This is a genomic window from Rhodococcus erythropolis R138, from assembly GCF_000696675.2.
Taxonomy (GTDB): Bacteria; Actinomycetota; Actinomycetes; order Mycobacteriales; family Mycobacteriaceae; genus Rhodococcus_F; species Rhodococcus_F erythropolis.
On record NZ_CP007255.1, the window covers coordinates 823,280 to 836,819 of the forward strand.

Annotated in this window: 11 protein-coding genes; 6 read left to right on the forward strand and 5 right to left on the reverse strand. The window is 62.6% G+C overall.

What is annotated here, in order from left to right:
• Position 1: 1 nt before the first annotated feature.
• From H351_RS03680 to H351_RS03705, 6 genes are all read left to right on the forward strand, one after another.
• Positions 2–646 carry a (2Fe-2S)-binding protein gene (locus H351_RS03680; RefSeq protein WP_029256750.1) on the forward strand — a complete coding sequence of 215 codons (645 nt, stop codon included), beginning with the start codon at positions 2–4 and terminating at the stop codon, positions 644–646.
• On the forward strand, positions 643–3,165 hold the full coding sequence (gene cutA, locus H351_RS03685) for an aerobic carbon-monoxide dehydrogenase large subunit (protein ID WP_019746089.1): 2,523 nt from the start codon (positions 643–645) through the stop codon (positions 3,163–3,165). The genes H351_RS03680 and cutA overlap by 4 nt, the downstream gene beginning before the upstream one ends.
• Positions 3,162–3,833, forward strand: coding sequence for an SRPBCC family protein (locus H351_RS03690; RefSeq protein WP_029256749.1), 672 nt, complete (start codon positions 3,162–3,164; stop codon positions 3,831–3,833). The genes cutA and H351_RS03690 overlap by 4 nt, the downstream gene beginning before the upstream one ends.
• A 281-nt stretch (positions 3,834–4,114) precedes the next feature.
• A complete protein-coding gene (locus tag H351_RS03695; RefSeq protein ID WP_019746087.1) occupies positions 4,115–6,214 on the forward strand; it encodes a hydantoinase/oxoprolinase family protein in 2,100 nt (699 codons plus the stop codon).
• Positions 6,214–8,154, forward strand: a complete 1,941-nt coding sequence (locus H351_RS03700; RefSeq protein WP_003946069.1) for a hydantoinase B/oxoprolinase family protein — start codon at positions 6,214–6,216, stop codon at positions 8,152–8,154. Before H351_RS03695 ends, H351_RS03700 begins: the two co-directional genes overlap by 1 nt.
• 14 nt (positions 8,155–8,168) lie before the next feature.
• Positions 8,169–9,002, forward strand: coding sequence for an NmrA family NAD(P)-binding protein (locus tag H351_RS03705; RefSeq protein ID WP_029256748.1), 834 nt, complete (start codon positions 8,169–8,171; stop codon positions 9,000–9,002).
• 6 nt (positions 9,003–9,008) lie between these two features.
• On the opposite strand, the gene H351_RS03710 is transcribed toward H351_RS03705, so the two are convergent.
• The 5 genes from H351_RS03710 to H351_RS03730 are packed head-to-tail and all read right to left on the reverse strand — an operon-like array spanning position 9,009 to position 13,433.
• Positions 9,009–10,019 carry a YdcF family protein gene (locus H351_RS03710; RefSeq protein ID WP_020909742.1) on the reverse strand — a complete coding sequence of 337 codons (1,011 nt, stop codon included), beginning with the start codon at positions 10,017–10,019 and terminating at the stop codon, positions 9,009–9,011.
• 25 nt (positions 10,020–10,044) lie between these two features.
• Positions 10,045–10,851 (reverse strand): ABC transporter ATP-binding protein, encoded by an 807-nt coding sequence (locus H351_RS03715; RefSeq protein WP_029256747.1) that lies wholly within the window; start codon positions 10,849–10,851, stop codon positions 10,045–10,047.
• Entirely contained in the window at positions 10,851–11,633 is a 783-nt protein-coding gene (locus H351_RS03720) for an ABC transporter permease (RefSeq protein WP_153212942.1), read from the reverse strand. Before H351_RS03720 ends, H351_RS03715 begins: the two co-directional genes overlap by 1 nt.
• A 2-nt stretch (positions 11,634–11,635) precedes the next feature.
• A complete protein-coding gene (locus tag H351_RS03725; protein WP_020971398.1) occupies positions 11,636–12,418 on the reverse strand; it encodes an ABC transporter permease in 783 nt (260 codons plus the stop codon).
• Between the two features lie 10 nt (positions 12,419–12,428).
• Entirely contained in the window at positions 12,429–13,433 is a 1,005-nt protein-coding gene (locus tag H351_RS03730; RefSeq protein WP_029256745.1) for an ABC transporter substrate-binding protein, read from the reverse strand.
• Positions 13,434–13,540 lie beyond the last annotated feature (107 nt).

A 13,540-nucleotide genomic window follows, 5' to 3' on the forward strand; every position in this document is an offset into this window, starting at 1 on the left:
AATGTCCAAAAACGATCGCTCCATCGATGATCAACTTGCCGAGTTGGCAGCAGACACCGGTGAGCACCATGTGGCCGTGACGTTCACGCTCAACGAGGTGACGAGCACCGTCGTTCTTCCCTCCCGCACTTTGGCTTCGGATGCCATTCGTCACCACCTCCGTAAGACGGGCACGCACGTCGGTTGTGAACACGGCGTGTGTGGTGCGTGCACCGTGCTGCTCGACGGAAAGCCGGTTCGGTCCTGCCTCGTCCTCGCTGCCAGCCTCGAAGGTCGATCGATCACGACCGTCGAAGGCCTCGTCGAGCCGGACGGTACTTTGCATCCGGTTCAGCAGGCGTTCAAGGATTGTCACGGTCTGCAGTGCGGATTCTGCACTCCGGGATTCGTGACGACCATCGCGGCGTTTCTCGAGGAGAACCCCAATCCCACACGTGAGGAAGCAACCGACGCGATCGCGGGAAACCTTTGCCGTTGTACGGGATACCAGAACATCAGGGCGTCGGTTCTGCGCGCAGCCGAGATCAAGCGTGAACGGGCCGGGCAGTTCCCGCTCGGAATCGACGACGCGTCCACTCGGGAGGCGTTGGATCGCAAGGTGCGGGGAACGACGAATCCCGTCGGAGGACGGGCGGGTAAGGCATGAGTACTCCGGTCAAACCAGCAAAGCGCAACGGGGCGAAGCACCCCGCTTCCGATCATTCGACGGCCGATCATTCGGTTGCCGACGACGGCAAGTTCTTCGGTAAACCGATTCCGCGCGAGGAAGATACGCGTCTGCTCAGTGGTCAGGGGCGATACCTCGACGATCTGGGCCACAACGCGCTGATCGCGGCATTCGTCAGGTCGCCGCACGCTCATGCGCGAATCATCGACATCGACATCGACCAGGCGCTGGAAGTGCCTGGTGTGCATGCCATCTACACCTACGAAGATCTCCTGGCCGACACGCCGGAAATGGCGGAGAACCTGCCACTGCTCATTCCGCATCCGGGAATCATCGCTCCGCGCAACGGGTATCCCCTCGCGAAGGACGAGGTGAAGCATGTCGGCGAAGCCATCGCCATGGTGGTCGCCGATAACCGGTACATCGCCGAGGACGCGTGCGCGAAGATCGACGTCACCTACGAGGCGCTGAAGCCTGTAGTGGGGATCGACGTCGCTCGCACTGCCGCCAACGCCGTCCACGCCGACGTTCCGGACAACGTCGCCGCTCACCTGCAGCACGGGTTCGGAGATCTGGATGCCGAACTGGCCGCCGCGCCGCACCGACTGACGCTGGATCTCGAAATCGAGCGTTCGGCTTCCATGCCGATGGAGGGCAAGGGTGTCTACGCGCGCTGGGACGGCGACGAGAACACCCTCACGTTCTGGACCTCCACCCAGACCTCCACGTCCGCCCGCGCCGCAATCGCCGCGCGATTGGGGATGGCGCTGAACAAGGTTCACTGCATCGCTCCTGACGTCGGCGGTGGATTCGGCGTCAAGATCGTTCACCCGTGGCCCGAAGAAGTGATGATCACGTGGGCCGCTCGACGCCTCGGCCAGGCCGGCATCTCCTGTGAGGTGAAGTGGGTCGAGGATCGCCGTGAGCACTTCATCTCGAGCGCGCACGAGCGTGGGCAGATCCAGAAGGTCGACATCGGATTCGACGACGAGGGTCGTCTGTTGGCGTTCGACTTCACGTTCTGGCACGACAACGGTGCCTACCTGCCGTACGGGATCATCGTCATGATCAACACCGCGACGCAGGTTCTCGGGCCGTACAAGCCGAAGTCGTTCCGGGTCAACGCCTATTCGCTGTACACCAACACGGTCATCGTGACCCCGTACCGCGGCGCCGGACGTCCGCAGGCAGTGTTCGCTATGGAGCGATCCATGGACGCCATCGCCAAGTACCTGAACAAGGACAAGATCGCGGTGCGGGAGGCGAACTTCATTCGCCCTGAGGACATGCCGTACGACTTCGGCCTGATGTTCCAGGACGGACGCCCGTTGATCTACGACACGGGCGACTACCAGGCAGGCATCGACAAGCTCAAGAAGCTCATCGACTGGGACGGATTTCCCGAGTACCAGAGGAAGGCTCGCGCCGAAGGGCGGTCGGTCGGAATCGGTATCGGTGCGTACGTCGAGGGAACCGGCCCGGGACCTTACGAGGGTGCCCACGTCGTGGTCGAGACGTCCGGAAAGGTCAAGGCGGCAACAGGCTTGACGACGCAAGGCCAAGGCCATCAGACCGCGTTCGCCCAGATCGTTGCGGACGATCTCGGAGTCAAGGTCTCCGACGTCGAGATCGTCACGGGTGATACCCGCCGGTTCGGTTATGCCGTAGGCACTTTCGCCTCGCGTGGGGCGGTCATGTCGGGTTCGGCCTTCCATGTCGCGGCGCAGATGGTCGCGGAGAAGGCGAAGAAGATCGCCTCCGGAATCTTGGATCTGCCGGAAACCGAACTGGAACTCCGGGAAGGCCACGTGTGCAAGATCGGCACCGAAGCCGGTGTGGAAGGTACGTCCGTACCGCTGAGTGTTGTTGCCGTGCTGTCGAACCCGCTACGATATGCGTTCGACCGTGAGTCGAAGCTGGCCACCGGTTTCGCCAAGACCGACACGGACATGTCGAAGCCGCCGATTCCCGAGGGTGAGCAGCCCGGTCTGGAAGCAACAGGCTACTACTCGCCGCCCAGTTCCACCTTCGCTTCGGGAGTGCACGCGGCGATCGTCGAAACCGATCCCGTGACAGCCGAGATCACGGTCCGTCGTTACGTTGTCATCCACGACTGCGGAAACGTGATCAACCCCCGCATCGTCGAAGGTCAGGTCATGGGCGCCGTCGCGCAAGGTATCGGCGGCGCACTCTACGAGCGGATCGTCTACGACGAGCACGGGCAGATGCTCAACGCGTCGTACATGGACTTCTTGATGCCGTTCGTCACCGAGATGCCGGATTCGCTCGAGATGGATCACACCGTCACGCCGTCAGGGCTCAACCCACTCGGCATGAAGGGTGCCGGTGAGGCCGGTGTGATCCCCACCAGCGCCGTCATCGCGGCCGCCATCGAGGACGCCGAAGGAATCTCGATCACGTCCATGCCCATTTCACCGTCCGAACTGTTCGAACTTCGACTCGCACATGCGGGTTCGTCATCAGAGGAGAATGCATGAGAATCGCCGGCACCGCGCAGCTGACGGCACCTCGCGAAGAGGTCTACGACAAGCTCCAGGACGGTCGTGTACTGGCCGCGACCATTCCCGGTGTGCAGTCGCTCGAGCAGCTCACGGACAATCACTACAAGCTCTCCATCATGGCCGGAGTTGCGTCGATCAAGGGCGTCTACGACGGCGAGGTTGTTCTGTCGCAACAGAATCGGCCCAATTCGTTTGTCATGACGGCTTCGGGGGCTGGTGCTCCCGGCACGGTGAAGGCGGACGTCACGGTCACCTTGACGGAGAACGAGGGTGGCACGCTGCTTTCGTATGACGCCGACGCCGTGGTCGGCGGGATGGTCGGCGGCGTCGGGCAGCGCATGATCACCGGTGTAGCCAAGAAGATGGCCGGGGTGTTCTTCAAGAGCATCGACGGCGTCATTGCCAACGGCATCCCCGAGAAGGTCACTGCCGCCGTGGCCGCGGCAATACCGGCGGCGTCGGTCGAGGCGGTGCCGGTAGTCTCCGGAGCTGTCGCGGCACCGGCGATTCTTCCGGCCGCTGCACCGACAGCGGGTGGCACAGATGCTCGCACGGTGATGGTCAGCGCCGTCGTCGGCGCAGCCATTGCTTTGTCAGGTGTTGCTATAGGCGGATTCCTGGCGCGTTCTGGTTGTCGCGAGTAGTTCACTCAGGTGTCAACAGCTGATTCACGATGAGGGAAACGCCCCGAACCGACCAGGTTCGGGGCGTTTTTCACGTCCGCGTAACCCACGGGGGCGCCGGCGAAGATCCGCTCGTGATCGTGCGCCGAACCTTGGCCCCCCGATTCGGCGAATTGTGACAAAGAATCCGCCCTTCCGAACCTGTGGAATAGCACTACACGTCAGGTACGAGCCACTCACCGGCTAGGCCGCAACCGTCGATCGGTACCAGACGAGACGAGCCAAAGATCTCAGGAGGAAGCGTGGAACCCAGGAAGATTCGGGTCGGTATCGATACCGGCGGAACGTTCACCGACATCGTGGCAGTGGACGACGAAACCGGCGCCATCGTCACCACCAAGACCCCGTCCACCCCGGCGGATCCCGCCGAGGGCTTTCTCGCCGGTATCGAGAAAGTGCTCGCCAAGCTCGGCGAGAGCGGCGACTCGATCGGTGCGGTCAGCCACGGCACGACCGTTGCGACCAACAAGCTGCTCGAAGGCAAGGTCGAGAACCTCGGCTTCATCACCACCGAAGGCTACGAGCACGTTCTCGAAATCGCTCGTCAGTCGGTGCCGGACGGCTACGGCAACTCGTACTTCTGGGTCAAGCCCGAACGCATCGTTCCCGCCGATCGTGTACGCACCGTCGGTGGACGGCTTTCCTTCGACGGCAGCGAGATTCGTCCGCTCGACGAAGAGAGCGTTCGCAGCGCAGCGCAGTTCTTCAAGGACCGCGGCATCCGGACCATCGGCGTCTGCCTCATGCACTCGTACGCCGATCCGACGCACGAGGAGCGCGTTCGCGACATCCTCTTCGAGGTCTTCCCCGATGCGACGGTGAGCATCTCGAGCCAGGTGCTTCGTGAGTACCGCGAATACGAGCGGTCCATCACCACTCTCGTCGACGCCGCGGTCAAGCCGAACATCCGAAACTACGTGAACAACATCGCGAATCGTCTGCGTGAGTTCTCGACCACCGACGGCGAACCTCGCGACATCCCGTTCTACGTCATGAAGTCCAACGGCGGTGTCCTTTCAGCCAAAGAGGTTGTTCACCAGCCTATTACGACAGTTCTGTCGGGGCCGGCTGCCGGAGCTCTCGGTGCTGCGCTGATCGCCGATGCGGCCGGCGTCGAGCAGGTGTTGACCTGTGACGGCGGCGGAACGTCGACGGACGTCACCGTCGTGGTTCGCGGCGAGCCCGCGCTGACCACCGAAGGGCGAGTGGGCAACTACCCGTCGAAGATCCCGATGATCGACGTCGTGACCGTCGGCGCCGGCGGTGGCTCGATCGCGTGGATGACGCCGGAACGCACCCTCCGAGTCGGCCCTCAGTCGGCGGGCGCCGATCCCGGACCGTTGTGCTACGGCAAGGGCGGCAGCGAACCGACCATCACCGACGCGCACGTCCTGCTCGGCCGCATCCCACCTCACCTGCTCGGTGGCGAGATTCCTCTCGACACGGAATTGGCACGCAAGGGCCTCGAAGAGCTTGCAACACAGCTCAGTCTGGGCTTCGAGGAGTGCGCGGTCGGCGTCCTCGAGGTTTCGGCGTGGAACCAGGCCAACGCTCTGCGTCAGATCACCGTCAAGCGTGGCCTCGACGTTCGCGACTTCACCCTCGTGACGTTCGGCGGCTCCGGCTCCCTGCTCGCCTGCCGTCTCGTCGACATCCTGGGTCTGAAAGACGTTCTTGTCCCGCTCAATCCGGGTAACGTCTCCGCGTTCGGTCTGCTGACGGTCGATGTCCGCAACGACTACGTCCAGACGCATGTCAGTCGTCACGACCGGTTGAAGGCTGAAGACCTGCAGAGCCAGTTCGACGCGTTGGCCGGCGAGGCCGAAATCGCGCTTGCCGAAGAAGGATTCGACGAGACGCAGCGCAAGTACTCCCGTACTGCGGATCTGCGTTACCTCGGTCAGGCCTTCGAGGTACGCGTCCCGGTGGCGGAAGGTACCGTCACGGCGCAGATCATGGACGACGCGGCCGAGGCGTTCCATCAGGCGCACCGCGAACTGTACGGCTACGACTTCCGGGGAGACCCGTCGCAGCACGTGGAATGGGTCAACCTGCGCGTGAGCGGCATCGGCCCGATCAAGCGTCCGACGCTCAAGGAGATCCCCGCCGGCACTGGCGCCGACACCGCCCGAACCGGTTCGCGGCAATCGTATTTCGACAGCTGGGTCGAAACTGCTACCTACGACCGCACGCTGCTCGGTGCGGGTGACGTCATCGAAGGACCGGCCGTGATCGAGGAGTTCAGCTCGACTGTCCCGATCCACCCCGGATTCTCGGCACGTATCGACACCTTCGGGAACATTCGTATCTCGAAGTCTTCCGACTCGAACGGAGTGAAGTGATGACCGCCATTCTCGATGCTGCTGCTGCCACCGCGGCCAAGCCGTACCGACTCACCGCTACCGACGGCGCGTCACCTGATCCGATTCTGGTCGAGATCGTCGCCGGTTACCTCGCCAGCGTGGAAATGGAGGTCGAGACCTCCATTTCGCGCACCTCGCGTTCGCCGATGATCCGTGACGCTCACGACTTCCGCGCGGGTATTCACGACCGGAACCTCCGCAAGCTCACGGGCCGTTCGTATTCCGCCCTGGTTCATCCGATCGCCCGGGACTTCCCACTCGAGACGATGAAGCCGGGAGACGTGTACTTCCACAACGACGTCTACCTGTCCGAAGGTGGCATCGGCCATCTCCCCGACCTCTGCGTCACGGTGCCTGTCTTCGCCCGCGTCACTCCCGATGCCGAGCCGAAGGTTGTTGCGTTCGTTCAGGCATTCGGTCACCACGACGACATCGGCGGTTGCTGCCCCGGCTCCATGCCGTCCGGCGCCACCACGGTGTACGAAGAGGGTTTGATGGTTCCGCCGATCAAACTGTGGGACCAGGGAGTTCCCAACGAGGCGGCGCTGCGCATCATGACGCGTAACTCCCGCATGCCGGACGCTCTCGCAGCTGACCTCGACGCCGAGTGCTCGGCGTGCCTGATGGGGGCGCGTCGACTCACCGAATTGTTCGAGCGCTACGGCGTCGACACCGTCGAGTCGTGCTTCGACGCGATGATGGACGCGACCACCGAGACGTACCGCCGCGAGATCCTCAGCAAGATCCCGGTCGGTGAGTACACGTGGGAGGACTACGCCGAGCACGACGGCGTCGACGAGCCGATGCTCCACATCCAGCGGATCACGCTCACGAAGACGCGGCCGGAGGACGAGGGCGGCGAGCGACTCATCCTGGACTTCAACGGAACCGGACCGCAGGCAAAGGGCCCGATCAACCACTGCGGTGACTACGCGGACGGAAACTTCCTCATCAAGTGGTTGGCCCCGATTCTGCGTAACCTCGCGGACACCCCGGAGCGCATGGCCGAACTGGATGTCAACGAGGGCGTCGTACCGCTGATCGAGATGAAGTTCCCCGAAAAGGGAACATTGATCACCCCGATCTTCCCTGCCCCCACCAACGCTCGCACCTTTGTCATCCTCCGTCTGCTCGGAGTGCTGGCCGGCGTCGTCGCCAAGGCTGTGGACGGCAACATGCCCGCCGACCAGGAGACCATCAGGTACACCGGTGTTTACGGTGAGGACTTCGAGGGTCACTCGTACCTCATGCGTGAGGTGCTCGGCGGCGGTTCGGGCGGACGCTATTACGCCGACGGTGAGGACACGATTCACGTCGTTCCCGATTCACGGAACCTGCCGACCGAATTCACCGAGAGCCGTTTCCCCTTCATCGTCGAGAAGCTCGGTCTGGCCATGGATTCCGGCGGAGCCGGACGCTACCGCGGCGGCCTGGGATACGAGAAGCACATCCGGATGCTCAAGGATGCGCACTTCATGTCCATTGCGGATCGTTCGATCCTCGCCTGCTGGGGAGTCAAGGGCGGCAAGGCCGGTCGGCCGTTCTCCGTGGTCCTGGATCCGGGTGGACCGAACGAGCGTGAGTTCGACGCTCTGACCGATGCCGAGCCGATCAAGGCCGGCGAGGTCGTACGGATTCGCACCACCGGTGGTGGCGGTTGGGGAGATCCACTGGAGCGTCCGATCGAAGAGGTCTTGCGAGACATTCAGTGGCGCAAGGTTTCCGTGGAGGGCGCACGCGACGACTACGGTGTTGTCGTGATCGAGGGTGACGAGCCGTCGGTCGACGAGGCTGCTACCACGGAGCTACGGGATCAGTTGCGCTCGGAGCGCGGTGAGAACGAACCCTTCTTCGATCGGGGTCCGGGCTACGCGCAGCTTTCCGGTGGCGCCACCTCAGCGGTCTACGACTACGTCTAGGACGGAAAACTCTCATGGAGAACGGAATTGCTCGCGGCGCCGACATCGCGGTGATCGGCGCCGCGGGTAAGACCGGTGAGGCAGTCGTCGCTGCACTGCCGCAGAGCGTGACAGCTCGGCGACTGGTGCGAAAGGCGCGTGTCGACGGGGACTTCGAGGTAGAACTCGAAACGGGAAGAGGGCTGCGCAAGGCGCTCGCCGGGTGCCGAGGGGTGTACTTCATTGCCCCGAACGTCCATCCCGACGAGCCGGCGCTGCTTCGCAATGCGCTGACGGCAGCGGCTTCGGCGGGGGTGGAGCACTTTGTCTATCACTCCGTGGCGTGGCCGTTCAGCCCGTCAATGCCGCATCACCTGGACAAAGCCAGGTGTGAGGACGAACTGCATCGTTCGCCCTTGAAATGGACTGTGCTGCAGCCATGTGCATACGCGCAGAATTTCGAAGCAGTACTCACGGGTCGGTCAGAGACCATCGTCGTGCCGTACAGCGCGGACACGAGGTTCTCGTTCGTGAGTTTGGCGGACGTGGCAGCTGTTGCCGCGGTCGTCCTGAGCGAGGGCCCGGGCGAGCATCACGGAGCGACGTACGAGGTGGGCGGCCCGCAAGCTCTGAGCGTCATGGAGGTGGCACAGATGGTGGAGAAGCAGACGTCACGTACCGTCGCGATAGAACAGATCAGCGTGGATCAATGGCGTGAACAGATCGGCAGCGGCCTGGACGTCAACGCCAGCTCACGATTGGCGGCGATGTTCGAGTTCTACAACCACCACGACTTCCTTGCAGGCAGTGCTGCCGTGGAACTGCTTCTGGGTCGCCGACCGATGGGCGTCGAGAGCCTGATTCGGTGAGGCTTGCTACGCAATGCCTCCTGCCGCCCAGACAACCAGTGGGGGCAGGGCGGCGAGTATCAGGCAGACCGTTCCGTTGAGCCACTTGTGTTCCACCGTGACGGCGGCGAACTCGCGCAGAATAGCGCTCGGCAGGTAGTACCGGGCGGTGTGGGAACCGATGACTTCTGCGTCCAGATCGAGGCTTCGGGCAAACGTTGCGGTTCGGAGTATGTGGAAGTTGCTGGTGACCAGAACCATTCGAGGCTTCGTGGTGTCGGCTCGGAGAAGGTCCCTGGTGTACTCGAGATTCTCGAGCGTGGTGGTCGAACGGTCCTCTAGCATCACGTTCTCGCGCGGGATCCCGTGATCGACGAGGTAGACGCACATTGCCTCAGCCTCGCTGACCACCTCGTCCGATCCCTTCCCGCCGCTGACGACCAACAGCGGTGAACGTCCTTCGCGGACCTCGGCGCGGAAGATGTCCGCGGCCTTGTCCAGACGGCTGGCCAGCAGGGGCGTCACGTCGGCACCCGAAAGCCCGGCGCCGTGCACCACTATCGCGTCCATCCCGGGCTGGTACTTCTGGCGTCCGTACACGTAGGAGTAGAGCAGAAAGCTCGTGAACAGAAACCCCAGGTACGACGCGACCAGGCTGAACGATCCGAGAACGACTGCGAGCCAATATCTCTGCGTCAGCAACGCTGATGCGAGCAGTACGTAGGGAACGAGCAGTCCGAGTCCGGCGACGAGGGAGAGCAGGTTCGCCACGCTGAATCCCTCGCGCCGCAGCATCGTGACCCCGTTGACGATCAGGAATCCTGCAAGCAGGAGCACCAGCAACGGCGAGAGCAGAGCGATCGTCGCGATGACGAACGACGGGATCTCGGTCCCCGGTGCACCCGACTGCAGCATCCACAGACCGGTGAAGATCACTCCGAGAAGTAGATAGACGCCGTTGCTCAGCCTCCGCCGATCCTGCCTGAACCGGTAGCCGCAGAATCCGAGCAGCGCGAGGCCGATGAGGAGAAGGATCACGGAGCCAGACTAGGCGAGGTGCCCACTACACGGGCGCCACCGTTTTGGACTGCTGGATTGCGGACAGCACCCTGGTACGGCACTCGATGAACAGTGGGTCCGCCTTGGTGGTCAGTTGATCTCGAGCTCCGGTCAACGGGACGTCGACGATGTCCTGCATCAATGCCGGCGTTCCGCCGAGTACGACCACTCGATCGGACAGGTACACCGATTCGTCGACGTCGTGGGTGACCAGGAGGACGGTGATACCAAGATCACGTTGAAGCGTCAGCAGCAGGTCTTCGAGTTCCGCGCGGGTCTGCGCATCGACCGACGCGAAGGGTTCATCCATGAGGAGTACCTGCGGCCGATAGGCGAGAGCGCGAGCTATCGCTACCCTCTGCTGCATTCCGCCGGACAACTGCCAGGGGTAGGAACGCGCAGCACCGCCTAGACCGACAACGGCGAGTGCATCGGTAACCCTTTCGTTCTGAACCTTCCGCGCCAGACCGTTGCCCCGCAGCGGCAGGCGAACGTTCTCGCCCACTCGAAGCCACGGCATCAGTGTGCGGCCGTAGTCCTGTGACACGAGAGCCAGAGTGGCCGGCGGTGCATCAATCGCGATCCCGGCGATGCGGACCTCACCGGTGGTCGGCTTCTGCAGACCGGCGATGCAACGAATCAGCGTGCTTTTGCCGATGCCGGAATGGCCGACGATGCAGACGATTTCTCCCGGTGCGACCGTAAGGTCGATCCCGCGGAGCACTTCGCGGCCGGTGGGGCCGCCGTAGGTCACCCCGAGGCCGCTCAGTTCGACTGCGGGTATCGATGCCGCAGATTCTGTGGATGACATCAGTTTCCTTTCACTGCGAGAGCGTCGTGGGTCCGCGGCTGCCATCTGAGCAACCATCGTTCGATCACGCCGTATCCGAGGTTGAGCACGTATCCGATGATTCCCAACAGGAGAATTCCGGACCACATGTCCGCGATGGCGAATGTCTGTTGCGCGACGATCACGAAGTGGCCGATTCCTGCAGTGGAGACATACATTTCGCTGCCGACCATGATGACGACACCGATCGCGAGACTGGTACGGATACCGACCGTTATCTGTGGCATCGCTCCGGGGAGGAGTACCTGCGTCACCAGGAGGGGTGTACGGATCCGGTAGCTGCGCGCCACCAATCGGATACTCGGGTCGATGGAGCGAATGCCGTCGAGGGTGTTGAGGAGTATCGGCCAGACCGCACCGAAGGCGATGGCGGCAACGTTACCCGTCGAACCGGTTCCGAAAACGATGAAGAGGGCGGGCAATACGGCCAGCGCCGGAATGGCGCGGAAGAACTGGAGAAACGGATCGGCAATATCGGCAGTCAGCGGGAACAGTGCCAGCAGGAGACCGGCGCCGATGCCGACCACCAGTGCCACGGCAAGACCGAAGGCAAGGTTGGTCAAGCTCGGTACGACGTCGTGGGCGAATCCCGGACCGAACCAGTTGTCCACAAACGCTTTCCAGATACGCGACAGTGGCGGGAAGTAGGGTGACTTGCTCGACTCCGAACCGAAGTACCATACGACGACGATCAAGATCGGCAGCCACAACTCCCACGCGAGGAGTCGAAGTCCTGACATCATCTTCACGTCGTCATCCTCCTCGGGATGTAATGCCAAGCAAGTAAACGATTCTCGATCGCCATCACGGCGAAGGCGAGCAGCATTCCGAGTAGTCCGGCGACGATGATCAGTGCGAACATTCGATCGGGGACGGATTGGCTCAGCAAGATCTCCTTACCGAGTCCCGGCACGCCCGCGATCAATTCTGCACCGATGGTCAGCAGCAAGCTCAGTGTTGCCGAGATGCGAATCCCGGTGAAGATGTAGGGCATCGACGCCGGTGCGACGACGAGAGCGAGTCTGCGCCACAGCGGAAGTCGGAAGGAGCGTGCGGTCGCCAGCAGTTCCGGGTCGACGTTGCGCACACCGTGAATCGTCTGGAGCAGAATCGGCCACACACTTACTGCCACGATCAGTGCCACCGCCATCCGTTGCGTCGGGCCCATGATCAGCAGAAAGAGCGGAATGATTGCGAGCGGCGGAACGGTTCGGCAGAAGTCGATGACGAAACGGGAGGAGACCGTCAGGAACGGGTGCGCGGCGAGCAGCAGTCCTGCCGGGATCCCGATGACCAGGCACAGCGCCAATCCGATCGCTGTGGTGGTCACCGTTTGTCCCAGTGATGTCCACAACGAGGACGTGCCGAGTTCGTTCACAAGTGCCACTGCCACGTCGCTGAACTTCGGAATACCTTTGACGTCCTCGTCGCCGAGCATTCCGAAGATCTGCCAGGCGGCTGCCAACGCGAAGAGCGTCAGCAGCCGACCGAGCAGAACCTGCCTGCGGCGAGTCTGCAGGGTTGTCAAGGCGGACAACTCAGTTGGCCGGGGTCAGCAAGGAATCGGCCTCGACCGAATCCGTCAGTACCCCGTACTTGACCAGCAGTTCGATCTCCGTGCCGAGAGCACCCGGTTCCACTACTGCGACGAACTGAGGATTCTTGCTGTTGGCCAGCATTTCGAGCGGAATCTTGGCTTGTGTCGAGAGTGCAGCCTTGACGGCGCCCGGATTCTGATTGGCGTAGTCGACGGATTTGGCAAGCGCCGTACGGAATTTGGCGAGTGAGTCCGGGTTCGCGTCGACAAACGATTCCGAAGCGACCAGCGAGGTCCCTGGCACACCGGGCGCGGCCAAGGGGAAGGGGTGGCCGAGGATCTTCAGCCCCGAGTCGGTTGCTTTGCTCAGGAACGGATCGATGAGGAATGCCGCATCGGCTCCGCCAGTGGAAACAAGGTCACCGAGGTTGGGCATGGGCGCCTGAATGAACGAGATCTTGTCCGCTGCTCCACCGGACTTCTCCACCGCAGCAGAGATGACTGCCTCGCTGACGGACTTCAATCCGCTGATCGCAACGGTTTTGCCTTCGAGGTCACGGAAGCCGCTGATGGAACTGTCTTTGGCGACAACGAGGCCGGACTGGTCGACGCCGTCACTCGCGGCAAAATTCGTGAGCCCTCCGACGATGGTGACGGGCATGTTCTGGCTGCGTGCCTGAATTGCGGCGGCGGCGGTCGTGGCTGCCATATCTGCATTTCCGCTGAGCAGCAACGGAATTTGAGCCGAGGAACTGGCGCCGCCCTCGACGAGCTGGATGTCGAGTCCTTCGTCGGTGAAGTATCCCTGCTCCATTCCGAGCCAGATCGGTGCGAAGTCTGCGATCGGCTGAGGTGCGATTCGAATCGTGGTGGTCTGGGTGCCCCCGTCGTCGGAGGCCGTGGCGTCGCTCGAGCAGCCGGTCAGTGCCAATGCTGCGGTCGCGACCGCAGCTAGGGCAACAACTCTGAACCGTGGTGTCGACCGAAGGGTATGTCCAACCGTCATGTCCGAAAGCCTCTCGCTGGGAAAGATATGACTTCCTTGCCGGTAATCCGGTGGGAAGGTGAAGACGCTCAAAGAATTCCGTACGCCGGAACGATTGTTGTGACTAT